Origin of the sequence: Acinetobacter soli (genome assembly GCF_018139125.1) — a bacterium.
GTDB lineage: Bacteria > Pseudomonadota > Gammaproteobacteria > Pseudomonadales > Moraxellaceae > Acinetobacter > Acinetobacter soli.
Genome location: NZ_CP073241.1, coordinates 838,334 through 864,841, shown reverse-complemented (window position 1 = coordinate 864,841; position 26,508 = coordinate 838,334). Strand labels below are relative to the sequence as shown.

The 26,508-nt window shown below is 41.0% G+C and carries 23 protein-coding genes and 1 riboswitch; of the genes, 10 read left to right on the top strand and 13 right to left on the bottom strand.

Annotation, left to right across the window (positions count from 1 at the left end; translation table 11 throughout):
- Positions 1–90: 90 nt before the first annotated feature.
- Entirely contained in the window at positions 91–1,272 is a 1,182-nt protein-coding gene (locus KCV09_RS03885) for a benzoate/H(+) symporter BenE family transporter (RefSeq protein WP_212515561.1), read from the top strand.
- Between the two features lie 21 nt (positions 1,273–1,293).
- Here the strand turns inward: KCV09_RS03885 and KCV09_RS03880 are convergent, their stop codons facing one another.
- The 5 genes from KCV09_RS03880 to map all read right to left on the bottom strand — a co-directional run bounded on the left by KCV09_RS03880 (position 1,294) and on the right by map (position 7,218).
- Positions 1,294–2,013 (bottom strand): MgtC/SapB family protein, encoded by a 720-nt coding sequence (locus KCV09_RS03880; protein WP_151839883.1) that lies wholly within the window; start codon positions 2,011–2,013, stop codon positions 1,294–1,296.
- 10 nt (positions 2,014–2,023) lie between these two features.
- A complete protein-coding gene (gene mgtA / locus KCV09_RS03875) occupies positions 2,024–4,786 on the bottom strand; it encodes a magnesium-translocating P-type ATPase (protein ID WP_212515560.1) in 2,763 nt (920 codons plus the stop codon).
- 98 nt (positions 4,787–4,884) lie between these two features.
- Positions 4,885–5,574, bottom strand: a complete 690-nt coding sequence (locus KCV09_RS03870) for a hypothetical protein (RefSeq protein ID WP_151808729.1) — start codon at positions 5,572–5,574, stop codon at positions 4,885–4,887.
- 284 nt (positions 5,575–5,858) lie between these two features.
- The gene (locus tag KCV09_RS03865; protein ID WP_212515559.1) at positions 5,859–6,302 is read right to left on the bottom strand and encodes an RDD family protein; all 444 of its coding nucleotides are present in this window, start codon (positions 6,300–6,302) and stop codon (positions 5,859–5,861) included.
- 109 nt (positions 6,303–6,411) lie between these two features.
- Positions 6,412–7,218, bottom strand: coding sequence for a type I methionyl aminopeptidase (gene map / locus KCV09_RS03860; RefSeq protein WP_212515558.1), 807 nt, complete (start codon positions 7,216–7,218; stop codon positions 6,412–6,414).
- Positions 7,219–7,578: 360 nt separating this feature from the next.
- On the opposite strand from map, the gene brnQ reads away from it, so the two are divergent.
- The 6 genes from brnQ (at position 7,579) to KCV09_RS03835 (ending at position 16,222) form a co-directional block, all read left to right on the top strand.
- On the top strand, positions 7,579–8,871 hold the full coding sequence (gene brnQ, locus KCV09_RS03855; protein WP_040053985.1) for a branched-chain amino acid transport system II carrier protein: 1,293 nt from the start codon (positions 7,579–7,581) through the stop codon (positions 8,869–8,871).
- 424 nt (positions 8,872–9,295) lie between these two features.
- On the top strand, positions 9,296–9,556 hold the full coding sequence (locus KCV09_RS16330) for a hypothetical protein (RefSeq protein WP_004937288.1): 261 nt from the start codon (positions 9,296–9,298) through the stop codon (positions 9,554–9,556).
- Between the two features lie 468 nt (positions 9,557–10,024).
- A complete protein-coding gene (gene ptsP / locus KCV09_RS03850; protein WP_212515557.1) occupies positions 10,025–12,874 on the top strand; it encodes a phosphoenolpyruvate--protein phosphotransferase in 2,850 nt (949 codons plus the stop codon).
- A gap of 6 nt (positions 12,875–12,880) precedes the next feature.
- Positions 12,881–13,813, top strand: a complete 933-nt coding sequence (gene pfkB, locus KCV09_RS03845) for a 1-phosphofructokinase (RefSeq protein WP_212515556.1) — start codon at positions 12,881–12,883, stop codon at positions 13,811–13,813.
- A gap of 4 nt (positions 13,814–13,817) precedes the next feature.
- Positions 13,818–15,542, top strand: a complete 1,725-nt coding sequence (locus KCV09_RS03840; RefSeq protein ID WP_212515555.1) for a fructose-specific PTS transporter subunit EIIC — start codon at positions 13,818–13,820, stop codon at positions 15,540–15,542.
- 155 nt (positions 15,543–15,697) lie between these two features.
- The gene (locus KCV09_RS03835) at positions 15,698–16,222 is read left to right on the top strand and encodes a protein tyrosine phosphatase family protein (protein WP_025095160.1); all 525 of its coding nucleotides are present in this window, start codon (positions 15,698–15,700) and stop codon (positions 16,220–16,222) included.
- Here KCV09_RS03835 and ispF read toward each other — a convergent pair.
- Entirely contained in the window at positions 16,210–16,701 is a 492-nt protein-coding gene (gene ispF / locus KCV09_RS03830; RefSeq protein ID WP_048763080.1) for a 2-C-methyl-D-erythritol 2,4-cyclodiphosphate synthase, read from the bottom strand. The two genes, KCV09_RS03835 and ispF, sit on opposite strands and share 13 nt — an antisense overlap.
- 97 nt (positions 16,702–16,798) lie before the next feature.
- Here ispF and KCV09_RS03825 point away from each other — a divergent pair, with 97 nt between their 5' ends.
- Positions 16,799–17,452, top strand: coding sequence for an A1S_1983 family putative colistin resistance protein (locus KCV09_RS03825; RefSeq protein ID WP_004937277.1), 654 nt, complete (start codon positions 16,799–16,801; stop codon positions 17,450–17,452).
- Positions 17,453–17,489: 37 nt separating this feature from the next.
- Here KCV09_RS03825 and KCV09_RS03820 read toward each other — a convergent pair whose 3' ends face one another.
- The 6 genes from KCV09_RS03820 to KCV09_RS03795 form a co-directional block, all read right to left on the bottom strand.
- Positions 17,490–18,734, bottom strand: a complete 1,245-nt coding sequence (locus KCV09_RS03820; RefSeq protein WP_025095161.1) for a D-amino acid dehydrogenase — start codon at positions 18,732–18,734, stop codon at positions 17,490–17,492.
- A gap of 146 nt (positions 18,735–18,880) precedes the next feature.
- A riboswitch (glycine riboswitch) is annotated at positions 18,881–18,969 on the bottom strand.
- Between the two features lie 131 nt (positions 18,970–19,100).
- The gene (gene ispD, locus KCV09_RS03815; RefSeq protein ID WP_212515554.1) at positions 19,101–19,823 is read right to left on the bottom strand and encodes a 2-C-methyl-D-erythritol 4-phosphate cytidylyltransferase; all 723 of its coding nucleotides are present in this window, start codon (positions 19,821–19,823) and stop codon (positions 19,101–19,103) included.
- On the bottom strand, positions 19,789–20,178 hold the full coding sequence (gene ftsB, locus KCV09_RS03810; protein ID WP_004937272.1) for a cell division protein FtsB: 390 nt from the start codon (positions 20,176–20,178) through the stop codon (positions 19,789–19,791). Before ftsB ends, ispD begins: the two co-directional genes overlap by 35 nt.
- Positions 20,179–20,670: 492 nt before the next feature.
- Complete coding sequence (gene eno, locus KCV09_RS03805; protein WP_004937269.1) at positions 20,671–21,960, bottom strand: phosphopyruvate hydratase; 1,290 nt, start codon at positions 21,958–21,960, stop codon at positions 20,671–20,673.
- A gap of 45 nt (positions 21,961–22,005) precedes the next feature.
- Positions 22,006–22,863: a 3-deoxy-8-phosphooctulonate synthase gene (gene kdsA / locus KCV09_RS03800; protein WP_004937268.1), complete on the bottom strand. Its 858-nt coding sequence runs from the start codon at positions 22,861–22,863 to the stop codon at positions 22,006–22,008.
- A gap of 27 nt (positions 22,864–22,890) precedes the next feature.
- A complete protein-coding gene (locus KCV09_RS03795; RefSeq protein ID WP_004927357.1) occupies positions 22,891–24,528 on the bottom strand; it encodes a CTP synthase in 1,638 nt (545 codons plus the stop codon).
- Positions 24,529–24,754: 226 nt separating this feature from the next.
- On the opposite strand from KCV09_RS03795, the gene KCV09_RS03790 reads away from it, so the two are divergent.
- Together KCV09_RS03790 and KCV09_RS03785 are read left to right on the top strand one after the other, a co-directional pair.
- Positions 24,755–25,180, top strand: coding sequence for a hypothetical protein (locus KCV09_RS03790; protein ID WP_004947060.1), 426 nt, complete (start codon positions 24,755–24,757; stop codon positions 25,178–25,180).
- Positions 25,181–25,396: 216 nt separating this feature from the next.
- Positions 25,397–25,840: a universal stress protein gene (locus KCV09_RS03785; RefSeq protein ID WP_004937265.1), complete on the top strand. Its 444-nt coding sequence runs from the start codon at positions 25,397–25,399 to the stop codon at positions 25,838–25,840.
- Between the two features lie 44 nt (positions 25,841–25,884).
- On the opposite strand, the gene KCV09_RS03780 is transcribed toward KCV09_RS03785, so the two are convergent.
- Positions 25,885–26,223: a hypothetical protein gene (locus tag KCV09_RS03780; protein WP_025095164.1), complete on the bottom strand. Its 339-nt coding sequence runs from the start codon at positions 26,221–26,223 to the stop codon at positions 25,885–25,887.
- Positions 26,224–26,508: the final 285 nt, after the last annotated feature.

Below are 26,508 nucleotides of genomic sequence, written 5' to 3'. Positions count from 1 at the left end.
CTATTTAATGAGATAGTTACACTGAGTTTTAAACTTAATGTGTCTCTATGAAAGACACTTCACTCACAAACAGATGATAAATATTGAATCATGCGTACATTTCTTCGTGATTTTACTCTTCCGGCTGCTTTTGCAGGATTTGTCACTTTTCTCATCGGGATTAGCGTATCCTCGGTATTAGTGATACAGGCCGCACAGATTTTAGGGGCCACCACGAGCCAGATTACCTCTTGGTTTTGGGCATTGGGCATTGGAATCGGCGCTTCTGGTCTGTTTTTATCTTGGAAGTTTAAATATCCGGTCGCGACATCATGGTCGACCGCAGGCTTGGCACTGATCATAGCGACTGGCAGCGGTTACTCCTTACATGAAGCGATTGGCGCATTTTTGCTATGTGGTGTGTTAACTGCACTATTAGGCTTTTTAGGTATCTTTGAGAAAGTACTGGCGCATATTCCACAAAGCCTCACCAGCGCCATGCTGGCCGGTGTGTTGCTTAAATTTGGGATTGCACTCTTTGCCAATATGCAAAACGATTGGCAGTTTATTATCAGTCTGCTCGCAATCTATGTTATGAGTAAACGTATCTGGCCACGCTACTGTATCGTCATAACCGTGGTCGTTGGTGTATTCCTGTGTCCTTTGTTTATGACTTTCCATCCACCTGTTTTGCATTGGGATTTGGCAAAACCTGAATGGATCACACCACATTTTACAGGTTCTGCCATTTTGGGTTTGGCCTTACCACTTTTTGTGATTAATGTGGCATCGCAATATTTGCCGGGTATCGCCATGATCAAAAGCTATGGCTATACACCTCACGTTAATCAACTGATTGGATGGACCGGTGCCACCCAAGCCATTCTTGCACCTTTTGGTTGCTACACTGTAAATATTGCCGCCATCAGTGCGGCGGTAAGTCTAGATGATCAAGTTCATCCAGATCCAAGCAAGCGCTATATTGCAGGCATTAGCTGTGGATTTTTCTATATATTGATGGGCGTGTTCGCCGCAACCTTAACCAGCTTACTGATGTCATTCCCTTCGTTATTCATTATTGCATTGGCGGGTATTGCACTGTTTGGGACGATCAGTCACAACATTGCCCTGGCATTTCACGATGTGAATGACCGCGAGGCGGCACTGCTCACTTTTTTATGCAGCGCCTCGGGAATTCAGTTTTTTGGTATCGGCTCTGCCTTTTGGGGTTTGATTGTAGGCATCATCGTGATGATCGTCTTTAAGTTAAAACTTAAGAAAAGTCCATCTTAAACCTCATCATATGTATGCTGCTTATGCCATGGTATTTTTATCCCAATAGGCCTGTTGTACTTGCGGCACCTGATTGATCTGTTTAATGATTTCATTCATTTCAACTGGATCAATCGAGGTCGCAATCAGTGTCGCTTCAATTTCAATATCATTTTCGCCAAAGGGTTCGACATCTAGGTCTTTTAATGGATAATTAAAATGATGCAGGATTTCGGTCAATTTATACATCACCAATTTACGATGACTTTTATTAGACGTTAGGTAAATGATATGCGTCACTTCAGATTCTGCATCTAGCGGCTGGCGATCAATCATATTCACCAAGGGTCGCAGTAATGTGTTGGCGGCCAGAATAAATGCTGTCGCAACCAATGCCTCCACAATCAGATCAGCTCCTGCGGCTGCGCCCACAGCGGCTGAGCACCAAAGTGTAGCCGCTGTATTTAGACCATGAATATTACCTTCTTGGCGCATAATTACACCTGCACCTAAAAAACCGATCCCTGACACCACGTAAGCAATGACCCTCACAGCGCCATCCGACGCCGACAGGTTATTTGCAATATCGACAAAAATTGCAGCGCCAAGCGCAACTAATACGTTGGTTCGCAGCCCGGCTGTACGTTGTCGGTATTGTCGCTCGAATCCAATCAATCCACCCAAAATAAATGCGGCTGCCAGACTAATTAAGGTATCGGCCATATTGGACAGACTGGTATTTTGTAAAAATTGTAAAGTCATGCTGTTTCTCTTATTGCCAGCCATATCGACGGATATAAATTTGTTTGATGAATTGAGTCAAACACATATAAGCAAACAAAATAAAAGGCAAATATACAAAGTAAATCCAAGGCAATGCTTCAAGCTTTAAGTAGCTTGCCAGAGGTCCCATTGGTAAAAAAATGCCAATTGCACAAATAATTACCGTCATTATCAACAGTGGCGGAGCTGCGCAACTTTGAATAAACGGTATTTTTTTGGTTCGAATCATATGCACAACCATGGTTTGCGTGAGTAGTCCCACGACAAACCAGCCAGATTGAAACATGGTTTGCTGCGCTGGCGTATTGGCATGAAAAATAAACCACATCATGCAAAAGGTCAGAATATCAAAGATGGAGCTAATCGGACCAAATACCACCATAAAGCGCCCAACTTCAGAAGGCTGCCAGCGCTGCGGTTTTTTTAGTTGTTCTTCGTCCACATGATCGAACGGAATAGCAATCTGAGATACATCGTAGAGTAAGTTTTGTACCAGTAGATGAATCGGCAGCATAGGTAAAAATGGAATAAAAGCACTCGCCACCAATACCGAAAAAACATTACCAAAATTTGAACTGGCCGTCATTTTGATATATTTGAGCATATTGGCAAATGTTCGACGCCCTTCAAGCACACCATTTTCAAGCACCATCAAACTCTTTTCTAGTAAAATCAGATCGGCAGATTCCTTGGCAATATCCACTGCTGAATCGACTGAAATGCCAATATCTGCAGCACGTATTGCGGCAGCATCATTGATTCCATCCCCCAAAAATCCGACCACATGCCCATTCGCTTTTAGCTGATCGACAATACGTTCTTTATGAATAGGACTTAGTTTTGCAAAAATAGTATGCTGCTCAACCGCAACTTTAAGCTGCGCGTCGGATAGCATTTCGATTTCGCCACCGAGGAGTACCTTGTCATGGGCAATCCCGATTTCACGGCATATTTTTTGTGTGACGAACTCGTTATCGCCCGTTAATACCTTCACAGCTACACCATGTGCATGTAGTTGCTGGATGGCAGGTCGAGCTGACTCTTTCGGTGGATCTAAAAAGGTAAGATAGCCCATCAGAATCAGATCACATTCATCTGCCACAGAAAAACTTTCTTGATGCGTATCAATATTACGGTATGCAACTGCTACAACACGCAATCCTTCGCGGTTGTAGTTTTGCGTTATGGTCTGTATCTCATGGCGTAACGCTGGGCTAAACTGTTTAATCTCGCCTTGTAGCTCAACATGCGAACATACTTTTAAAATTTCCTCAACGGCTCCCTTGCTGACCATACGCACTTGGGCCTGTGGCGTACGCACAACAACAGACATTCTACGGCGTTCAAAATCGAAAGGTACTTCATCTAGCTTTTTAAAGCGTAGTTTTTCAAACTTCATGTCCTGATCAACCGCTTCTAATACGGCCACATCCAACAGGTTCTTAAGCCCCGTTTGGTAATAACTGTTTAAGAATGCCTGCATTAATACGGAATGCGATTTTTTACCAAGCACATCAACATGATGCGAAAGAAAGATTTTATCTTGCGTTAATGTGCCTGTTTTGTCTGTACACAGCACATCCATGGCACCAAAATTTTGTATAGCATCTAGTCGTTTTACAATCACTTTTTTACGCGATAAAAACACTGCTCCTTTTGCAAGGGTTGACGTCACAATCATGGGAAGCATTTCAGGCGTTAAACCCACCGCAACAGATAAAGCAAACAGCACAGCCTCACCCCAATCCCCTTTGGTGAAGCCATTGATAAACAAAACAATCGGTGCCATTACCAACATGAAACGGATCAGTAACCAACTGACTTTATTTACCCCTAGCTGAAAAGAAGTCACTGCATAATCAGTTGCCGTCACGCGGTGCGCCAGCGCACCAAAATAAGTTTGAATGCCTGTACTCATCACCACTGCACGCGCTGTTCCAGAGACAACATTGGTGCCCATAAACAGTAAATTGTCGAGTTCTAAAGGAGAATTTATGTCTGATGTATGTGCAGTTGCATATTTCTCCACAGGCATCGATTCACCTGTCATGGCTGCTTGCGAAACAAATAAATCTTTTGCCGTCAAAATTCGACAATCGGCTGGAATCATATCGCCAGCTGAAAGTAAAATAATATCGCCAGGCACCAAATACTGAATCGGTATTTCAAATTGAATACTTTTTAATTGCTTCACCTCAACGCCATAACGTTGCTTGATCAAAATCTGATCTTGAGTATTGACGTTATGGCGCAGCACCATAGCCGTATTGGTCACCATTGCTTTAAGCGACTCAGCAGCCTTGTTGGATTTAGATTCCTGCCAGTAACGTAATAAGGTCGATAGTGACACCATAATAGTGATGATTAATCCACCAGTGAAATCATCAGTTAAAAAAGCAACAAGCGCTAAAAGACTAAGTAGCACATTAAATGGATTACGATAGCAATACCATACATGCTGCCACCAAGTGAGTGGCTTTTCCTGAGCAACTTCATTCAAACCATGTGTCTGTTGCTGTTGATACGCGTGCGCTTCTGTTAAACCATCTTGCGCTGTATGTAATTTTTCTAAAAGCTGACTCATTTCCATTTGAGCATTGGCCTTCAGCTGTTGCGATAAAGCCTGTCCAATTTCTTTGGCATAACTTGATTGATGCATTTCTTTAAAAGAACGATGTCGCTCAAAAAAACGCTTGAGATGAAATGTTTGCAAAAATCGAGTAAATAGACGTTGCCATAGATCATATTTCATAAAAGATCTCCTTTTTTCAGGCATACGAAGTCGTGACTTTTTTTATGTAAAAAAGCCGTTTGTTTAGAGATGTGTTTACAATGTAAAGAAAATAAAAATTAAGGCGTAAAGCTCAGGCCAAAGCCAAACCATCGCTGTCGAAAATCTTGTAAGCGCTGGCCAAATGAAAACTCTAAACTCAAAACATCTGAAAAAACATGATGTATAACAGCTTGAGTAAATGGCGCCTGACGGTCTTGATTAAAAAACTCTAAACTGATTCCTGTATTTTGGGTGAGCCCAATATCCATTGCTGTGCTCCAACGCATCAAATCGTCATGCGATTGCACCTTTTGATAGCCAATATTGCTATACAAATGGATGTGTCCATCATTGAGTGAAACAGCAGAAGGAAAATTGAGAAACCAAGCTCGTTGGTCCCCTACCGGTGAATCATTTTTTGTTGTGCTAAGGCTTGCGGCAAGCCCCCAGCGTTGCATGGGCACCAATACCGATTTAATTTGCGCAGACCATGCTGTCGAGTTGGCTATGGCAGAGGTGTTCGCATATCCAAGTGATGTTTCTACACCTTTCACTACTTGGCAGGCTGTATTGAACTGTGAAACAGTTGCTGATGGCTTAGACGCCACAACAGAAGTCTCAAGCTGGCAATGGGCATACGCTGTGATCTCAGGATCATCAGTATTTAAAAGCGGGCTTGCGTGTACATATTGCACAAACAAAATACACAGCCACGCACATAAGCATTGCATGCTCAAGAGTTTTAGTAACGAAGCATGTAACCACATAGGCTTCTCCCAGATCACAGGAGGCCTAAGCAAGAAGACGACATTCTGCCCAGCAAAAAAAGCAGACGGATAAGAAGAACATGATGAAAAATGATAAACAGGCTATCTCATTGCAAGATAGCCACCCTAAATGTGTACTAACTTGCTCAGAGAATAACGCGCTTAACCGTTTGACAGCACAACCTCGAACAACTTCCCACTTAGGGTCTCCTCGTATTAAATTTGCACGTATTATATTTCTCTAAAATTAATTTACAAGACGTGTATTTAAAAATTTTAGCATTCTACAGCTCGCGAACCACTACGGTTTTGGCCATTTTGTCATGCCAGCCTTGCTTCTTGCTATCAAAAGCGATCCAGAAAAAGCCAAAAAATAAAACCAAAGTAGATGGAAAATAACCAATATAGCGCAAAATAGCTTGCCCCCATGTTAAGGGATGTCCCGTTTGTTCATCGAGTACTTTTAAGCGCATCAGACGTTTTCCTGGCGTTCCTTTTAAAAAAATCCAAAACAAAATGGAATAAATAAATGGAAAAACGTAGTTGATCATTGCATCAAACCAAGGCGAAGATTGTCGATCACTTAATCCAGTCGAAAAGATCAAATCCATATCGCCATGGTAAAAAATCCAAGCCGCAGGAATCACTGCAAGCATAATAATCAAGGTATCAATAATTGTTGCACCTACACGCAGCCAAAATCCCGCATATTCATATTTATAGGTCATGATGATGTCTCATTATTGTGTTTTAGATTTTTTAAACTAAAAATGATCATGATTTCTTATTTGTGCAGACCTCAAAAGCTTTAGACACATGTTGAGGTCTGTTTACAACTTATATTGATTGTTCAATTTCAGGATAAATTCCGGTTCCTTCTGGCCACGGCGTGAGTAACTCAAAACCTGTATCAGTCACCGCCACCATATGTTCCCATTGTGCAGATAAAGATTTATCCGTAGTTACCACAGTCCAGCCATCACTCAATTCTTTCACATGCTGTTTGCCCGCATTTACCATCGGCTCAATAGTAAATACCATCCCCTTTTGCAATACCATGCCCTGATTCGGTTGACCATAGTGCAGAATATTCGGCTGTTCATGATAGACCTTTCCAATTCCATGACCGCAATATTCACGCACAATGGAATAACCTTCAGTTTCGGCAACTCTTTGAATGGCATGACCAATGTCGCCCAAAGTAGCGCCAGGTTTGACACTGAGTATTCCGGCACGCATCGCATTATAAGTAGTCATCACCAGTTTTTTTGCTTCTGGCTGTACATCTCCCACCAGATACATGCGGCTGGTATCGCCAAAATATCCATCTTTAATAATCGCAACATCGATATTGATAATATCGCCATCTTGTAAAATTTTACTTGGCGATGGAATACCATGACAAACTACCTCATTGACTGAGGTACAAATGGTCTTGGTAAAGCCGTGATAGCCGACATTTGCTGGAATTACGTTCAGCGTATTTACAATAAAATCATTACAACGTTGATCAAGCTCATCTGTACTCACGCCAGGCTTTACAAATTGACCGATCATTTCAAGCACTTGAGCAGCCAAACGCCCAGATACACGTAGATGTTCTAAGTCTTGCTGGTCTTTAATCGTTACAGTTGATGCACGCATGTAATTACCCTCGGTCGTATCCGACTTATTATACTAGTTTTGAGAATCATTAACATAACTATCATGGAATGGCTCAATTTCCAATTCGGCACAACACAATAAAAACTCAAAATAGATTAATATTTGCACATTTAATGTAAATTTGATGAATAAATGAATAAAAATTTTATTCGCAATAAAAGTTTGAAATTAAAAATGTTGGCAAAGATATCAAGTATATAAATTAAACAGTGTGCTTTTTTACTAAACAATCAGGCAGCAAATAGGTGTTTTTATTAATTTTTAAGCCATGCGAATTGCACAAAAATGGCTCCTTTTGCTCTAAAATTCGCGCTTCTTTACTGCGTCTCACCTTTTTTTATGACTAGTCTTCGTACTTCAGATATTATTGCATTGGGGTTTATGACCTTTGCTCTATTTATTGGGGCTGGCAATATTATCTTCCCACCGATTGTTGCACAACAAGCAGGTGAACACGTCTGGCTTGCTGCTGCAGGATTCTTGATCACCGCAGTGGGTCTACCAGTCATCACGATTATGGCCTTGTCTCGTATGGAAGGTTCCATCGCGATGATCAGCTCACCGCTTGGACGTGTTTTCAGCTTAATTTTGACCGTTGTGTGTTATCTGTCTGTCGGTCCACTTTTTGCTACTCCACGAACTGCCACTGTTTCGTATGAAATTGGCTTTTCATCGTTTTTTGGCACATCTGCAAGCAGTTTGCTGATCTACAGTATCGTGTATTTTGCTGTAGTAACTTTGGTTTCATTGTATCCAAACAAACTTCTCGATACCGTTGGCCATGTATTGGCACCTCTTAAGATTTTCGCGTTGGCGATTTTAGGTATTGCTGCGGTTGCAATTCCATCAGGTTATATCCCACCAGCCATCAACAACTACGTCACCAACCCGGTGTCGGAAGGTTTTGTAAATGGCTATTTGACTATGGATACTTTGGGTGCACTGGTTTTTGGTATCGTCATTATTCAGGCGATTTACTCGCGTGGTGTAAGTGATCCGAAACTGGTTACACGTTATGCTGTCATTGCCAGCATTATTTCTGGTATTGGTTTAACACTGGTTTATTTAAGCTTGTTTAAACTCGGCTTAGGTAGTCATGAAGTTGCACCAAATGCGAGCAACGGTGCTGTGATTTTGCACGCTTATGTGCAGCATGCCTTTGGAAACCTAGGTACTTGGTTTTTATCTGGTCTTATTTTCCTTGCCTGTATGGTGACCGCGATTGGCCTCACCTGTGCATGTGCTGAGTATTTTGCGCAATTAACTAAACTTCCTTACAAATTATTTGTATTTGTGCTGGTCGGTTTCTCGCTCATTATCTCAAATCTTGGTTTGACTAAACTGATTGCGGTGTCGGTACCGGTACTGACTGCAATTTATCCACCTGCAATTGTGGTGATTATGCTGAGTTTCTTCTGGAAATTCTGGAAAAAACCATCCAACGTTGTAGGCCCTGTGACTGCATGCTCATTCTTGTTTGGTATTATAGAAGGCTTAAAAACAGCCGGTTTCACAGATGCACTTCCATCGTTTGTGCAGCATTTGCCACTCAATGAGCAAAATTTAGCATGGTTGATCCCATCTCTAGTGGTACTCGTCATTTCTATTGTGATCGATAAAGTGAAAAATTAATCGTTTTCACCCATCGTTAATGTAAGCGCGTGCTTTATCCAAGCCGCATCTTGCAATCAATAAAAATGCCGTCGTTTTTACCCAAAACAGGCATTTTTTATTTGATACTCATAAAAATTCTAAAACTGTCTTTTCTGGCTCATTTTTTGCTTAACAACAATGAAGCATCTACGTGACACTTTTGTCGAATATTGATCGCGTTATTCCTATCGTATACTGAAGCTACACTTTAAGATGCTTTAATATTTTCGAGCTAAATATTATTATTTTTCTTGAATAATGATGCAGTGTATTATCATTTTTGTATATCAAGTGAAAAAATAATAGTATCAACTCTTGAAATAGAATCTAAATCGCAGTACAACAAATGATATAGCAATTCGCTACTGTGATTTAAACGTAAATAAACATGGGAGGGGTGGAGATGTCATCAATACATTTCAATAAGCAAGTCTTCATTAACACTCTGAAGACCTCAAATATGGTCGTATATGGAGTAACCACGTTTGCTCTGATGCTTACGATCATGTTTCAAGGCATGATTAAGGGTAACTTAAAGCCCGAATACTTTGGCTATGCCTTGATCGTATCTTTCGCCTTCTGTGTCTGGGCTTTCGTCGACCATAAGTTTCGAAAACTGGGTGCCGAAAGAGCCAAATCTAAATTAGAGAAAATGGATGAGTAATCATCCATTTTTTTCATCTGTTTGAGCTTAAATTACTTACTCACTTTTATTATTTTTATTTTTTGACCATTTTTGCCAATTGCCCTTCTGTCTTATTTAATCTTATATGTTCTCTTCAAAATATCATGACTTATCGCTTTAAAATACGTTCAATTACTCGCATCATTACTCCCGCTTAATACTTGCGTTTAAAGTCACCCGCTTTTATAGCCGCATCCACTTACTAAATCAATTTGACGAATTATATGTAACTTGCAGAAAAGTTTCTATTTTTGTTTGAGCTTTTGACTAAAAAATAAGTGAGTTGGTACTTTATCATATCGATAATTTTATGAAGTTCTGTTAAAGTTTCACCGGAAGCTAAGTCCTATTTTTAAGTTTAACTTGATTTAAAATGACGATGAATTGGCTTCTTTTTTATATCCTGAGCATTTCAAGGTCTTCATTAAAATTATCAAAGGAAGCTTTATGTTAGTACTTGAGCCCCAACATGTTCACATGCATCAACATGCTGGTGATAAAGCAGAAGCGCTACAATGTTTAATAAATATTCTGGTTGAAGACCAACTCGTAACTGCTGAATATCTTTCTGGACTAGAGGCACGTGAAAAGCAAAGCGCGACATATTTGGGTCAAGGGATTGCGATTCCACATGGAACACCACAATCACGAGAATTTATTTTAAACACAGGTGTTCGTTTAGCACATTTTCCAGACGGCGTTGTCTGGGACGGTGAAAATGTTATTTACTTGGCTGTGGTTATTGCAGCAAAATCAGATGAACATTTGCAGGTTTTACAAATTCTGACGCGTGCGTTGAGTAAAGATGTACATGAGTTGGTTAAGTCTGCTACAACAGCAGAACAGATTATCGAAATTTTACAAGCACAGCCCCAATCATTGGTCTTGCATGAAAATTTAATTCAAACCGATACACAGGTTGACGATATCGAAGACTTCTTCTGGAATGCAAGTAAGCTTCTCAAACAACAAAAATTGGTTGAACCTGGTTTTATTAGTCAACTTAATCCTAAAAATACGATTCAAATTCAAGATGATCTTTGGTCAATTTCAGGTTCAGGTTATGTAAAACAACCTGCCGTGAGTATTGTGAAAGCGAATCAACCATTGGCTTTTCAAGGCAGTACCATCAAAACCCTGATTTGTATTGCTGAAAATGAACAGCTCGATACACAACAATTTAACCGCTTGATGGATGTGCTGTTTCTACCACAAGTACAACAACAGCTAGACGATGAGCAATCTAGCAATCAAATTGCCAAACTTGTTGGTGCAGAAACGATTCCAGACTGGCCTTCACGCAATATTTTACTTGCCAATGCCCATGGTTTACATGCACGCCCGGCAACACAACTGGTAAACCTCACCAAAACCTTTAGTGGTGATCTTCAGGTATCAGTTGATGGTGGTAGTTTTGTTTCTGCAAAAAGCCTGACTAAACTCCTGTCTTTGGGTTGTCAACGTGGTCAACGCCTAACCTTTATTGCAGAACCTGATACAGATGCAATTTTGGCACTCGATCAGATTGTCGAGGCTGTACGTGATGGTTTAGGTGAAGAAGTTGAGCCAATTGAAGAAAATCTGTTTTTAAATTCAGTACTTGATCAGGACAGCTCGGCTGAAACCGAACAGTATGAAATTACCCATTGCGGTATTGCAGCCTCTTCTGGTTTAGCATTTGGCCCTGCGCATGTCATTAAGCCGAAAAAATTTAATTACGATCGTTATGCAGGCAGTTTAAAAGAAGAAAAAGAAAAGCTTGAAATTGCAATTCGTACGGTTAAAAACACCATTCACCAATACATTTCAAAATCTGCATCGAAAGACATCAAGCAAATTTTTCTTGCTCACCTTGAAATGCTTGATGACCCAGATTTGATTCAACAAGTTCATTTGGCGTTAAATCACAATTTAAGTGCGGCCGCTGCATGGCATGAACATATTGAAAAAGCAGCCAAGGCACAAGAAGGCTTGAAGGATAAACTGCTTGCAGAACGTGCTGCTGATTTGCGTGATATCGGCGATAAGGTTTTGGCCATTTTGTGTAATGAGCCTGAAGTGGAAGAGCCAGAGCAACCTTATATCCTGATTATGCATGATGTAGGTCCGAGCGATGTTGCCCGCCTAAACAAAGACCGTGTCGCAGGTATTTTGACGTCGATTGGTGGTGCAAGTGCGCATAGTGCCATTGTCGCTCGTGCATTAGGTATTCCGGCTGTTGTGGGTGCAGGTGATGCCGTACTGAACATTGATTCGCATGCAGTTGTACTCATTAACGGTGACACAGGTGAATTCGAAGTGAATCCTTCACCTGAACAGATTGAACATGCAATTCGTGAACGCGAAGTACAGCGTCTACGCCGTGAAGAAGCTGAAAAATCTGCACACGAGCCAGCGATTACCACAGACCAGCATCAAATCGAAATTGCTGCCAATGTTGGAAAAATTGTCGATACGGCTAAAGCTGTTCAAAACGGCGCAGAAGCCATTGGCTTATTGCGTACTGAACTGGTGTTTATGTCGCATAACAGCGCACCAGATGAATTAGCTCAAGAAAAAGATTACCGTCATGTACTTGATGCACTCGAAGGCCGTCCACTTGTCGTTCGTACACTTGATGTAGGTGGAGACAAGCCACTTCCATACTTACCGATTGCAGCCGAAGAAAATCCGTTTTTGGGATTACGCGGTATTCGTTTGACTTTACGCAAACCAACATTACTGCGTCAGCAATTAATTGCATTGCTTAAATCGGCAGATAATCGCCCGCTGCGCATTATGTTCCCAATGGTTGGTCGAGTTGAAGAATGGCGCGCTGCTAAAGGCATCTTAGACGAAGTACTAGAGCAGTATCCGTGTGAAAACCTTGAAGTCGGCATCATGATTGAGGTTCCTTCCGCAGCGCTCTTGACCCCTATTTTAGCTAAAGAGGTCGACTTCTTTAGTATCGGTACAAATGACTTAACGCAATACACCATGGCAATTGACCGTGGTCATCCGATTTTATCGGCTGAAGCAGACGGACTTCACCCAAGTATCCTGCTTTTAATTGATCAAACGGTACGTGCTGCACATGCCAATAACAAATGGGTGGGTATTTGTGGTGAACTTGCCGCAGATCCTAAAGCTGTACCCATTTTAATGGGACTTGGCGTTGATGAGCTCAGTATGTCAATTTCTAGCATTCCACTGGTTAAGGCTCAAGTGCGCCACTTAAATTATGCTGAGTGTCAAAAACTCGCGCAAAAAGCATTGCTTTGCGATAGTGCGACTGCAGTTCGTGAATTGGCGGAATAATAACCCATGGCAAAAATTTTAACGATTACTCTAAATCCAGCTATTGATATCACTATCGAACTTGAAACACTTCATGTCGGTGCAGTCAATCGTCAGCAGCATGTACAACTACATGCTGCAGGTAAAGGATTAAATGTTGCACAGGTCTTACATGATTTGGGGCATGATGTCATTGTTTCGGGCTTCTTAGGGGTAAGAAATCGAGAGATTTTTGATCGCCACTTTGAAGAAATGCACTTTGAAAATCAGTTTATCTATATTCCAGGCGAAACACGCCAGAATGTCAAAATTGCAGAACACTCTGGCCGCATGACAGATATTAACGGTAAAGGTTTTCTGGTTTCCGAAAGTGACAAGCAACGCTTGATGCTTCAGATTCATCAGGCTGCTAAAGAAGTCGAATGCGTTGTCATTGGTGGAAGTTTGCCACAAGGATTTTCAGTAGACGATTTAAAAGCATTGATGGATATGTTGCAAAAAGCCAATAAACTGGTCGCAATTGATACCAGTGGTGAAGCACTTGTCGCCGCAATTTCAATGCATCCTTGGATGATCAAACCCAATACCGATGAACTTGAAGAAAGTTATGGTAAGAAGCTCACCGAACTGTCTGAACAAATCGAATTGTTTAAAGCGCTCGATAGCCGTATTGAGCATGTTGTGATTTCGATGGGTGAAGACGGCGTGCACTGGCTCAACCCTGCTCAAGCATTAAAATCGTTGCCGCCTAAAGTAGAAGTGAAAAGTACAGTAGGTGCAGGTGATTCATTGTTGGCAGGAATGATACATGGTTTGGTCAGCAAGCTCTCTGCCGAAGAAACACTTCAAACGGCAACTGCAATTGCAAGTAATGCTGTGAGCCAAATTGGCTTTCGCGTACCAACAGAAGAAAAGCTGTTGAATCTTAAACAACAAACCACTATCAAATCATTGAGTTAATCTGATGCAGACAGTTCAATCCCTCTTATTTGTGATCAATAGTACGCAGCAGTACGTCAATGCTTCGATTTTGGCAAAAAAGTTGACTCAATCTGCAAACAAATTGGGCTATACCAGCACGACTATTGTATCAAAAGATGACATTCCACAGCATAATGTCGATGTTGTAGTGTTTCTGGGTGATCTACCGAGTAATGTTGCTGCGTACCCTGCAAACTTGGTCGCACAAATTCGTTTGGATGATGCCACAAAGAATACAGATGAATTACTCAGTCATGCCTTAAACAATGCTCAAGCTGCAAGTGAGTCTGCCTCACTCACAGCTTCAACTGGCAATCAGGCAAAACGCTTTGTTGCAATCACAGCTTGCCCAACGGGTGTAGCGCACACCTTTATGGCTGCTGAGGCTTTACAACAAGGTGCGACCAAGCACGACTATATCATTGATGTTGAAACCCAAGGCTCTGTTGGCGCAAAAAATATTCTGACAGCAGAAGCGATTGAAGCGGCCGACATTGTCATTTTGGCAACAGATATTGAAGTGAATACCGACCGCTTTGTGGGTAAACGCGTTTATCGTTGCAGCACAGGCTTTGCCTTAAAACAAACTGACAAGGCGTTTCAACAAGCGATTAGCGAAGCGAAGGTTCTTGAATCGTCCAAGCAAGCTGCAACCGCAGCGTCTGGCTCAGCGACAAAAGAAAAGACTGGCGTGTACAAACACCTACTGACAGGTGTTTCTTTCATGCTACCTATGGTGGTTGCGGGTGGCTTGCTTATCGCACTATCGCTATGTTTTGGTTTAAATGCTGCTGAACAAAGCGGAAGTTTAGCTTATGTTTTGAAGCAAATTGGTGTAACAGCTTTTACACTCATGGTGCCGATGTTGTCTGGCTATATTGCCTATTCAATTGCCGACCGCCCAGGCTTAACACCAGGACTGATTGGTGGCTTATTGGCGACCCAGTTACAAGCAGGCTTTTTGGGCGGGATTGTTTCAGGTTTCCTTGCTGGTTATATCGCGTTGTTTTTGGCCAAAAAAATCAAGTTGCCAACCAGCCTTGAGTCATTAAAACCAATCCTCATTGTTCCATTATTGGGAACATTGTCGGTTGGTTTGATCATGTACTATGTTGTGGGTAGTCCGGTTGCTCAAATCTTTGAAATGATGAAAGACTTCCTGAACAACATGGGTACAACCAACGCTGTGTTGATGGGAATTGTTTTGGCATCGATGATGTGTATCGATTTGGGTGGGCCAATCAACAAAGCAGCTTATGCTTTTACTGTAGGCCTTTTAACCACCAATACGTATATGCCAATGGCTGCCACAATGGCGGGCGGTATGGTACCTGCACTCGGAATGGCGCTGGCTACATTCTTTGCGAAAAATAAATTTAATACGGGCGAACGCGATGCAGGTAAGGCTGCATTTGTTTTGGGCTTGTGTTTTATTTCTGAAGGTGCAATTCCATTTGCAGCAAAAGATCCAATGCGAGTAATTCCAACCTGTATCGCTGGTGGTGCAGTCACAGGTGCGCTTGTTGCACTATTTCATTGCGAGCTGGTTACACCGCATGGTGGCGTATTTGTATTGCTGATTCCAAATGCAATCAACCACGCGTGGCTGTATCTCATTGCGATTGCTGCGGGCAGCTTAGTAACAGGTCTGAGCTACGCTTTAATCAAGCGCCGTGAAACAGCACCTTTGGTTGCACAGAAAGCTTAAGTTATAGGTGTTATAAAAAAAGAGAGGTTATCCTCTCTTTTTTTATGTCCTGATTTTTTGATTCGTCACGAATAAGCGAAATTGTCTGGATTTGTCATAAAGAATTGGTTATAAGTGATTTTTAAGCTTTAATATGAATACTCAGCAAAACGCTTATGACATCTTTAGAACAATCTCTTGCTGAAATTCCAGCCTTCGCACCTATCCATGCACATCTTTTTAGTTCTGGTCAACCAAGCGCAGAACAGCTTAAGTGTATTAAAGAATATGGCTTTAGTACCGTCATTAATCTGGCCTTAAATGATGCTGATCCACACTTAGATCATGAAGATCGAATCTGTCTCGAACTTGGGCTCAATTATATCCATTTGCCTATGTTATGGGACATGCCAAATGCTGAACAAGGTTTGTTAATTTTAGACCTGATTGATCATCTTGTCGGTAATGAAATGGTCTGGATTCATTGTGCTAAAAATTATCGGGTCAGTTGTTTGATGTACCTATATCGTCAATATTATATGGATATTGATATTTCAGAGGCCCAAACACAACTTGAAGAAGTGTGGCAACCCAACGAAACTTGGACGGGTATTATTCATAGTATTGCTTTACAGCTTCAAGGCCGTAAAGCAACACGCGATATTCAAAATACCATGAATCAATCCGATCATTTTACCTGATGCGAGATCAATACGGTTGCTGTAGCCAGAATACCTTCCTGACGCCCCGTAAAACCTAGCTGTTCGGTTGTAGTGGCCTTGATACTGATCTGCGTCACATCAACCTCCAAAACATCAGCAATACTCTGACGCATGTCAAGATTATGCTTGGCTAGCTTAGGTCGCTCACAGGCAACCGTGATATCCGCATTATTGAGTACATAGCCACGATCCAAAATAAGCTGATAAATATGTTTAAGCAATACTCGGCTATCCACACCTTTAAATGCTGGATCTGTATCTGGAAAGTGCTGACCAATATCGCCTAATGCCAATGCTCCTAAAAGTGCATCGGACAATGCATGTAACACGACATCACCATCTGAATGCGCTTTTAAGCCATGTGAATGCGGAATCTTGACTCCAGCCAGTGTGACATGATCGCCCTCTTCAAAGGCATGCACATCTAATCCCTGGCCAATTCGAACTTGTACAACCACTATTCATTCCTTCTATAAATAAACAACTCATCTTGTATTCTGGCTTGCGGTTTCGCTATAGTACGTGAAGCAAAGTCAAATGAAAGTATAAGCGATCATGCCGTTTAATACAGATAGATTTCCTTTAAAAAACGTAGCTTATGTTCTAATGATTGGTGGATGGTGTACATTTGCCCAAGCTTTTCCATTGAGCAATTGTGATGCAAAATCTGATACACCGCTTGAGGGAAAGATCTGCTCAGGTACGTTTAAAAGCTCACGCCAAGCACTCGACAGTAAATTTTTAACCGCTTATCTGGTTTCAGATGCACCAGTTCAGTTGCTCAAAGACACTCACACCTTGTGGCTGAATCAAACTAAACTTTGCAAAACCTCTCAATGTATCAAGCAACAATTTGACGTTCGCTCCGATGAACTCAATACTTATACATCTTTAAATCAAACGCTTACACAGCATTTTCTCAAATATGACAATGGAACATTAGCCACATCGCCAGTTCATTTACAAGTTCATCAATTAAGCAAAGATAAAATCAAGATTGAAGGAATTGCATATCGAAATCCGAACAATCGATCTGAAACCCAAACTGTGCCATTTTTAGCTTATACCTCACCTGAGAAGAAAAATCAGATTGTCGATAACGAGCACGACTGTGCGTATACATTTAATTTTCAAAAAAGCCTTTTAGTTGTTAAAACCGAGCAAAAAGGCTGTGAGCGTTTTACAGGTATTTATCGGCTTTACGATTAAATCGGCATACACCTGAATGCATGCCGTGTGTATATGTTTAGGCAGGAACTTTCATCGCAATTTCTTGACTAATCATGGAAGCAGTTGCGGCCGAAAGTGTCCATCCTAAATGGCCATGTCCAGTGTTGTAAAATACACGTGGATGTCTGCCCTGTTTTACAACCGGCATCATGTTGGGCATCATAGGTCTTAAGCCTGCCCAAGGCACTACATGTTCGGTGGAAAGATCAAAGTTTTCATTCACCCAGTTAATTAAAGGTTGAATACGATCTGCCCGAATATCTCGGTTATAGCCATTAAATTCGGCAGTCCCGGCTACACGTAAGCGATCTTCTCCTAAGCGTGATGTCACGATCTTGGCACGCTCATCGAGTAAACTCACCCAAGGCGCGTTGGCAATGCTTTTCGTATCTTTCAAATGCACCGTAATCGAATATCCTTTGACCGGATATACATTTACTCGATCGCCCAGCATATGTGCAAGCTGATAACTTCCCACACCACCACAGACAATAATACCGTCGGCCTCAATACAAAGCTCTTCTTTTGATAATTGCGACATGTTTTCATCACTTGGCAAACATGTTACACGAACCATATGCTCATTTAACTGAACATCTTTGACATCCCAACCAAACTGGTAATTCACGCCATACGTTTTTGAGCGCTCGGCCAACCCCACACTAAATTTATGAATGTCGCCTGTTGCATCTCCAGGCGTGTAATATCCACCAAAATATTCACCTGCCAAAGTCGGCTCAATCTGCTTCATTTGTTCAGGCGTGACACCAAAGCGCTCAAGCTGACCTTTAACCAACAGATCATTCACATTTTTGGCAACGATATAGTCCGATTCATTGTGATAAATGTGCAAAATACCGCGCTTTTCCAGATTAAAATCAATATTTTCATCTTTAGCAATTTCAAACAGGCGTTGGCGGGCTAAAAGTGCCAATCGTACCGTATCGATGGTATTTTTTTCATAATTTTTGATTTGTGATAAAAACTCAAATAGCCAACTATATTTATGCAAATTAAATGAAGGATTTAACAATAACGGTGCATCTTTGTGAGACATCCATTTGATGCCCTTGGCCACTGTAGATTTTTGATTCCAGACTTCTGCATTACAGGCTGAAAGTTGTCCACCATTGGCAAATGATGTTTCCATGGCTGGAAACAAATGTCGGTCAATCACCGTGACCTGATACCCCAATTTCGCCAGCTCATAGGCCGATGTAACACCTGTAATACCCGCACCAATCACAATAATATGAGACATAATTGCTCCTTTGAAATGTTACAACATTTCAGAAGTTGCCCCATCTGTCATGGTACCTGAGAGCTTCGATGCGACGAGATTTACCATAAATCTGTCGACCATCCCCTTCGGTGAGTATACTAAGATACTTCTCTCCAGATTACTTATCGATCACTACAGTCCTTTTGCCTGAGAGTTTCCGGGGTCGTTGCTCCTTCGGCGTATCCTAAAAGGACATCTCTCCTGCAATAATCGTTATGTTTATAAAAGCAATGTATATGCCAATTCAGTATAAAATCAACTTATTATCGTTAATGAATTGTAGTGTATAAAAAAAAGCGCCTGTATCTTTTCAAATACAAGCGCTTTAAAAAATATAGACTCAAATCAACTCTGCCGCTGTGCATTTAGAATCAGGCGAGCAAGTTGTAAATCCTCTGAATAAGTAATTTTAATGTTATCAGAACGCCCTTGAACCACATCTACAGTTTCACCCATATATTCTAATGCGCTTGCTTCATCTGTGATCGGAATTTGATTCGTTAAAGCATACTCAATACAACGCTTTAAAATACCCAGCTTTGCCATTTGTGGTGTTTGTGCCTGCCAGAGGAAACTCCGATCAACAGTTTTCTCAATTTTAGGCTGTTGTTGTACTCGTTTAAGCGTATCTCTGACAGGTGTTGCCAAAATGGCATGTACACCATGCGCTGTACAATGTGTCATCAATGCCTCTAGGTTGGGCAAGCTCACACATGGACGAGCAGCATCATGCACCAAAACATAGTCATCTTCTGAAGCAAAGCGCAAAAGATGATTCAGCGCATTTAATACTGAGTCGGCTCGTTCTTTCCCGCCCAAACAAAAATGTGCTTTATGGCGATTCTTTAAAGGAAGTGTCTGGGCAATATTATCATCTTGACCAATGGCCAAAACATAACCATCGAGGGGTAAGCCATTTAATCGATCAACTGTGTGTTCTAAAACAGTTTTATCATCAATCAACTGGTATTGTTTTAACTCGGTTTTAGAAAAACGCGACCCGCTTCCAGCAGCAGGAATAATTGCCCATAACTTAGTCTGGAATGTCGGGTGTTGGTGGGGTTTCATTGGTTTGCATATCTACTTTAGCATTTGGATCGATATAAATCGGCTTGTACTGGGTACTAATCGTACTCATTTGAACAAAGGTTTCATGAGGCTTAATTAAACCCAAATCGAGACGTGCATGTTCTTCAATCGCCTCTGTGCCATTTTTCAGATCATAGACTTCAGCAGCAAGAATTCGATTTCGCTCTTTTAATTCTTGATTGATTTCAGCTTGTTGAGCAATTTGCTGTGTTAAGGCTTGATGCGGAAAATAACCACCCTCACCCCACCAGAAACTGTACTGAAGACCTGCAACCAAAATGATGACAAGCCCCAATATAAGTTTGCTCGAAGTAGACTTAAAAACTTCTAACATAGTCTTGAGCACTTCAATTAAAACATCCTTTAATGTTTTGTATGATATAACAATTTGAAACTTGGCATGCACAATTGCGGCCAAATCTAAATAAAAAATTAAAAGCCAATCATAACGTTATTGACCTTTTTGACGCGTCTCATTTTGTCAAAGTTCATCTCAATTGAAAAGGGTCTATCGGGTATGATTTGAGTAATCTACTCAAAACTAAGGCAACTTTCTGCTATTAATTTTATGCTATTTTTTACAATTCTTCTGGATGCTTTAAATGTAATTCAGCCACTTTTCATTGCTCAATAGAGAAATATAGTCAGTTTCCGCACTCTTTAAATTAGCAACTCATTTCAAAAACTGTTGTGCAGTGTAGTATGAATCACTAAATGTGAAAATATCACTCTAAAATAAAAAAGGTGCTATTAAACATAGCACCTTTTATTGCCTGCAAATCTCTTCAATTCAAGACTGACGATGATTTGCAATTACATTCAAAGATTAATTTAAACCTTTGAATTCCGCCTTACCACGGTAAGCCGCTTTAGTTAACTCTTCAATACGAAGCAACTGGTTGTATTTTGATACACGATCAGAACGGCACAATGAACCTGTTTTGATTTGACCCGCAGCAGTACCTACTGCAAGATCTGCAATAGTTGAATCTTCAGTTTCACCTGAACGGTGTGAAATCACTGTAGAATAACCATTGTCTTTCGCTAAATAGATTGCATCTAGCGTTTCAGTCAACGTACCAATTTGGTTGTACTTGATTAAGATAGAGTTACCTACTTTCTCATTGATACCACGTTGAAGGATTTTTGGATTGGTTACAAACAGGTCATCACCCACCAACTGGATTTTGTCACCCAGAATCGATGTCAAGTAAGACCAACCTTCCCAATCAGACTCATCTAAACCATCTTCAATTGAGATAATTGGATACTGGTTTACAAGACCTGCTAAATAGTCAGAGAACTGGTTGCTTGTGAATGCTTTATTGCCTTCACCAGCCAAGATGTACTGACCATTTTTATAAAATTCTGAAGATGCACAGTCAAGTGCAAGCATGATGTCAGAACCCGCTTTGTAGCCAGTTTGACCAATCGCTTCAAGAATAACAGTGATTGCCTCTTCATTAGAACGCAAGTTTGGCGCAAAACCACCTTCATCACCCACAGCAGTGTTTAAACCTTTTTTGTTTAAAACTGATTTTAGAGAATGGAAGATTTCAGCACCTGCACGCAATGCTTCAGAGAATGAAGTGAAGCCAACAGGCTCAATCATAAACTCTTGTATATCAACGTTGTTGTCTGCATGCGAACCACCATTGATGATGTTCATCATAGGTACAGGCATCGTTAAGATAGTTTGACCACGTAAGTCTGCGATGTATTGGAAAAGAGGGATTTTCTTTTCATCGGCAGCAGCGCGTGCAGCAGCTAGTGATACCGCCAAAGTTGCATTCGCACCTAATTTTTCTTTATTTTCAGTACCATCAAGCTCGATCATCGTGTTATCGATGTCTTTTTGTTCAAATACTGATTTGCCCACTAAAGCGTCACGGATAACGGTGTTGACGTTATTCACCGCAGTTTTAACGCCCTTACCCAAATAGCGTGCTTTATCGCCATCACGAAGTTCTAACGCTTCACGAGAACCAGTTGAAGCACCAGATGGTGCACATGCACGACCAACTACGCCAGATGCTAAGATTACGTCTGCTTCGATGGTCGGGTTACCACGAGAGTCCAAAATTTCACGTGCACGAATGTCAACGATTTGGCTCATGAACAATTCCTCAATTGAATGAAAAATAAGATGCAATCATTTGCATCAATCAGTATTTAACTTTTTGAATCCTTTAACTAAAGTATCCAATTCTTTTAATTGTGCCAAGAAAGGCTCAAGCTGTGATAGGCGTAACGCACAAGGACCATCACATTTGGCTTTTTCAGGATCTGGATGTGCTTCTAAGAACAATCCAGCCAATCCAGTCGCCATCCCTGCGCGAGCTAATGTCGTAATTTGTGCACGGCGTCCACCTGCCGAGTCAGCTCGACCACCAGGTGTTTGAAGTGCATGCGTGACATCAAAGAATACCGGCACATTCATCTCTTTCATGGTGTCGAAACCAAGCATGTCGACCACAAGATTATTGTAGCCAAAAGAGGTTCCACGCTCACATAAAATCAGCTTGTCATTGCCCGCTTCAAGGCACTTGTTCAAGATATGATTCATTTCACGCGGCGACAAGAATTGTGCTTTTTTAATATTAATAATGGCTTGGGTTTTTGCCATTGCCTCAACCAGATCCGTTTGACGGCTCAAGAATGCAGGCAATTGAATAATATCGGCAACCTCTGCAACAGGAGCAGCCTGATACGGTTCATGCACATCGGTAATAATTGGAACATTAAAATGTTTTTTAATTTCACCGAGCCATTCAATACCTTTTTCGAGGCCAGGACCACGAAACGAATGTAGGCTTGAACGGTTTGCTTTATCAAAACTTGCTTTAAAAACGTAAGGGATTTCAAGGCGTTTGCAGATATCTACATAGGTTTCTGCAATTTCAAATGCAAGATCTTTCGACTCAAGTACATTCATTCCGCCAAATAATACAAATGGCAAATGATTTGCCATTTGTATATCGCCTAAACGTACAATCTCTTGGGGTTTTAATTGTGACATTTAAACAGTCCTAGTTTATGCGTCGTATTATTTCGTTTTAAGGTGCTGTTTTTTCGCAGCATCGATAAAGCTAGCAAATAATGGATGTCCATCACGTGGCGAACTTGTAAATTCAGGATGGAATTGTACAGCAATAAACCAAGGATGTTCAGGAATTTCGACTGTTTCAACCAAATGTTGCGCAGTTGAATAGCCCGAAATTTTCATACCCGCTTTTTCAATTGGCTCAATAAAGCGGTCGTTCATTTCATAGCGGTGACGATGACGCTCTACAATCTCAGCCTTACCATACACCTGACGTGTTTTGGTGCCTTCGACCAGTTCAGATTTTTGTGCACCCAAACGCATGGTTCCACCAAGATCTGACTCAACGCTGCGCTGTTGAAGTTCACCACGCTCGTCTAACCACTCTGTGATCAGACCAATGATTGGGAACTTGGTCGAACGGTTAAATTCAGTCGATGTAGCTTCTGCCAAACCTGCAACATTACGTGCGTATTCAATTACCGCAAGCTGCATGCCCAAGCAGATTCCTAAAAATGGAATACCTTGCTCACGCGCATACTTAATCGCCAACATCTTGCCTTCTGTTCCACGCTCACCAAAACCACCCGGTACAAGGATAGCGTCAGCCGTAGACAAAATAGAGATATCTTGGGTTTCAAGCGTTTCTGCATCGACATAGTCGATCTGAACTTTTACGCGATTTTGAATACCCGCATGAAGTAAAGCTTCATTGACAGACTTATAAGCATCTGGAAGTTCAACGTATTTACCCACCATTGCGACACGAACAATGTATTCAGGGTTAAATAACGCTTCACATACCTGATCCCAATCTGAAAGATCAGCTTGTGGCAAATCGTTGTAGCCGAAACGCTCACAGATGAGGTCGTCTACTTTTTGCTCGTAGAAGTTACGCGGAATTTGATAGATGGTTTTCGCATCTTTACATACCACAACCGCACGTGCTTCAACATTGGTAAACAATGCGATTTTACGTTTGGTGTCGGCATCTACGTCATGCTCTGTACGGCAGATCAAAATATCCGGTTGAATACCAATTGACAATAATTCTTTCACAGAATGTTGAGTTGGTTTGGTTTTCAACTCTGCTGCTGAACGAATATATGGGAGGAGTGTCAAATGCATCAACATCGTACGCTTATGGCCAAGTTCGACCATTAACTGACGTACAGATTCCATAAATGGTAAAGATTCGATATCACCAACCGTACCACCGATTTCGACAATCGCGACATCATAGCCTTCACCGGCTGCAAGAACACGTTCTTTGATGTTATCGGTAATATGTGGAATAACTTGAACCGTACCACCTAAGTAATCGCCACGACGTTCTTTATTTAAAACGTCTTGATAAACACGACCACTGGTGAAGTTGTTCAATTTGGTCATTTTCGCACGACGTAAGAAACGTTCGTAATAGCCCAAATCTAAATCTGTTTCGGCACCATCTTCAGTAACAAAAACTTCACCGTGTTGGAATGGACTCATTGTCCCCGGATCAACATTAATATATGGATCCATTTTTACCATGGTTACTTTTAAACCACGGGCTTCTAAAAGTGCAGCAACTGAAGCAGCTGAAATACCTTTACCTAGTGATGAAACAACACCACCAGTTACGAAAATAAAATGGGTCATTGGGTTTCTCGTACAATCGAGCCTAAATCGGCATGCAATGCTGGGCAATTTTACTTTACTCTGCACCTATAAAGCAAAGTCATTCAGCATCAAATGTTAGAACAATAAACAATTGGCTATTCTAGCAGCATTTTTATCGGAAAATTAGACTTTGTAACGAGGATTTTCATAGCGATTTTTATTGTTATAATAGGCGCACCTATTTCTAGATTTAATTTGTACACACATGAATAAAAAATTCTTAATTTGTGGATTGATTGCTGCTGGCTTATTTTTAACGGCTTGTTCAAAAAAAGAACAACCAAAAGATGAAAATCAGTCTCAAATGGAAACAAGCACTCAGGAGCAGCAACCAACTGAGCTTAAACCGCTTCAAGAGGCACAAAACCAACAGTCGACCACAGAACAGACGGTCGTAATTGAGCGTATGGAAACACCAAATACCACAACAGAGATTCGTCGTGAGCAGCACCATGCCGCAAAACCTGTTGAAACGCCAGTGAAAGAAGAACCAAAAGCCGAACCGAAAACGGAAGTTTCAACGGCGAATACGGAAGAACAGCCAGCTCGTTCAACCACCAAACAAAACCGTAGTGAAGATGATGCCGTGGCGGATGCGATTGCAGCAGCAACCCCTGCCCTTAAAAACTAATTGCGTTTTGCGCAGTAAAAGATGCCCGTTAAGGATTACTTGCGGGCTTTTTTTTGGATGTATATAACAAAACTTAGTGTTGGTAATTCGTGTTTAATTTGTTGATTATATGAAATTTTATCTCTAAAAAACTTCTAAATAGGCTTTATCTTTTAGACAGTATGTTAAGCTAAAAATGTAATTTAAGTTTTAAAAAGAGTAATAAAGGAGAATAACATGAGCTACCAACACATTCTTGTTCCCGTTGATGATTCGGAACTTTCAGAAATTGCTACCCGGCATGCACTTTTTATTGCTCAAGCTTTTGGCAGTCGAGTTACAGTCATGAGTGTTGTGGCAGTCGATCCATTTGTTGGTGTCGATTTTTATAAGGTAGCCCCCGCGATTACCAATCACTTTATGGATGCCGAAGCACATGCTCAAAAGCATCTTGAGCAGATTCAGCAACAGTTTCTCGCACATCAAATCGACACGGACGTTAAAATCATTCGCGAAGAACCAACTGCGACTGGCATTTTGAATATTGCCGATGAAGTAAATGCCGATCTGATTATTATGGGTTCTCACGGCCGATCAGGGCTGAAAAAATTTGTTTTAGGTAGTGTCGCACAAAAAGTCGCCAGTGAAAGTGTGGTCCCTGTGATGATCGTAAAAAAATAATTTTTTTTCAAACTTATAAAAGCGCTGATCAATTCAGGGCTTTTTCATTTTTGTTGTTTTAATTCGGCATCGTGCCATTGTTGAAATGGCACGTGTAAAGTGACCATACCTGAACCAATCGCATGATTTAAATCTTTATTGATTTTGACCTGAGATTTATTCATTTGCATTACATCTGGGCGATAATCCAGATTGTATGATTCATTCAACAGTAAAAGGATGGCATTTAAGTGATTCAACCTGCTGTGTAAGCATGCTTTATTACGCTCTCCTTGTTCAGGATTGGCGTTGAGTAAACCCAATTGTGCGCTATCTGATGCAATCTTTCCAATTTGATGACATTCCTCAGAAAGTTTTAACAGCAAAAACTGTAGATGATTCATCTGACCTCCAAAAAATTAATCACTAAGATAATTGTTGAAAGTGCATCCTATCGATAACAGCGCTGCGTCCTAGCTTATGTAATCTGTCACACTAAAATTGAATATTCCTTTGACAATGTTGCTATGCCTAATGGCGAAAAATTCATTTCAAAATGGCATATGCTTATAAGTTAAACAAGAAAGTAGTTGAGTCAATTGGTTATTCAATATAAACAACTCTGTATAATGACTGTCAAATTATTAAATATAATGAAACATTTATTCTGAAACCAAGTATAGCTTCGT

Excerpts from the sequence above, each read along its gene's own strand:
- KCV09_RS03885 (WP_212515561.1), top strand. The coding sequence starts at position 91 with ATGCGTACATTTCTTCGTGATTTTACTCTTCCGGCTGCTTTTGCAGGA.
- KCV09_RS03880 (WP_151839883.1), bottom strand. The coding sequence starts at position 2,013 with ATGACTTTACAATTTTTACAAAATACCAGTCTGTCCAATATGGCCGAT.
- mgtA (WP_212515560.1), bottom strand. The coding sequence starts at position 4,786 with ATGAAATATGATCTATGGCAACGTCTATTTACTCGATTTTTGCAAACA.
- KCV09_RS03870 (WP_151808729.1), bottom strand. The coding sequence starts at position 5,574 with ATGTGGTTACATGCTTCGTTACTAAAACTCTTGAGCATGCAATGCTTA.
- KCV09_RS03865 (WP_212515559.1), bottom strand. The coding sequence starts at position 6,302 with ATGACCTATAAATATGAATATGCGGGATTTTGGCTGCGTGTAGGTGCA.
- map (WP_212515558.1), bottom strand. The coding sequence starts at position 7,218 with ATGCGTGCATCAACTGTAACGATTAAAGACCAGCAAGACTTAGAACAT.
- brnQ (WP_040053985.1), top strand. The coding sequence starts at position 7,579 with ATGACTAGTCTTCGTACTTCAGATATTATTGCATTGGGGTTTATGACC.
- KCV09_RS16330 (WP_004937288.1), top strand. The coding sequence starts at position 9,296 with ATGTCATCAATACATTTCAATAAGCAAGTCTTCATTAACACTCTGAAG.
- ptsP (WP_212515557.1), top strand. The coding sequence starts at position 10,025 with ATGTTAGTACTTGAGCCCCAACATGTTCACATGCATCAACATGCTGGT.
- pfkB (WP_212515556.1), top strand. The coding sequence starts at position 12,881 with ATGGCAAAAATTTTAACGATTACTCTAAATCCAGCTATTGATATCACT.
- KCV09_RS03840 (WP_212515555.1), top strand. The coding sequence starts at position 13,818 with ATGCAGACAGTTCAATCCCTCTTATTTGTGATCAATAGTACGCAGCAG.
- KCV09_RS03835 (WP_025095160.1), top strand. The coding sequence starts at position 15,698 with ATGACATCTTTAGAACAATCTCTTGCTGAAATTCCAGCCTTCGCACCT.
- KCV09_RS03825 (WP_004937277.1), top strand. The coding sequence starts at position 16,799 with ATGCCGTTTAATACAGATAGATTTCCTTTAAAAAACGTAGCTTATGTT.
- KCV09_RS03820 (WP_025095161.1), bottom strand. The coding sequence starts at position 18,734 with ATGTCTCATATTATTGTGATTGGTGCGGGTATTACAGGTGTTACATCG.
- ispD (WP_212515554.1), bottom strand. The coding sequence starts at position 19,823 with ATGAAACCCCACCAACACCCGACATTCCAGACTAAGTTATGGGCAATT.
- ftsB (WP_004937272.1), bottom strand. The coding sequence starts at position 20,178 with ATGTTAGAAGTTTTTAAGTCTACTTCGAGCAAACTTATATTGGGGCTT.
- eno (WP_004937269.1), bottom strand. The coding sequence starts at position 21,960 with ATGAGCCAAATCGTTGACATTCGTGCACGTGAAATTTTGGACTCTCGT.
- kdsA (WP_004937268.1), bottom strand. The coding sequence starts at position 22,863 with ATGTCACAATTAAAACCCCAAGAGATTGTACGTTTAGGCGATATACAA.
- KCV09_RS03795 (WP_004927357.1), bottom strand. The coding sequence starts at position 24,528 with ATGACCCATTTTATTTTCGTAACTGGTGGTGTTGTTTCATCACTAGGT.
- KCV09_RS03790 (WP_004947060.1), top strand. The coding sequence starts at position 24,755 with ATGAATAAAAAATTCTTAATTTGTGGATTGATTGCTGCTGGCTTATTT.
- KCV09_RS03785 (WP_004937265.1), top strand. The coding sequence starts at position 25,397 with ATGAGCTACCAACACATTCTTGTTCCCGTTGATGATTCGGAACTTTCA.
- KCV09_RS03780 (WP_025095164.1), bottom strand. The coding sequence starts at position 26,223 with ATGAATCATCTACAGTTTTTGCTGTTAAAACTTTCTGAGGAATGTCAT.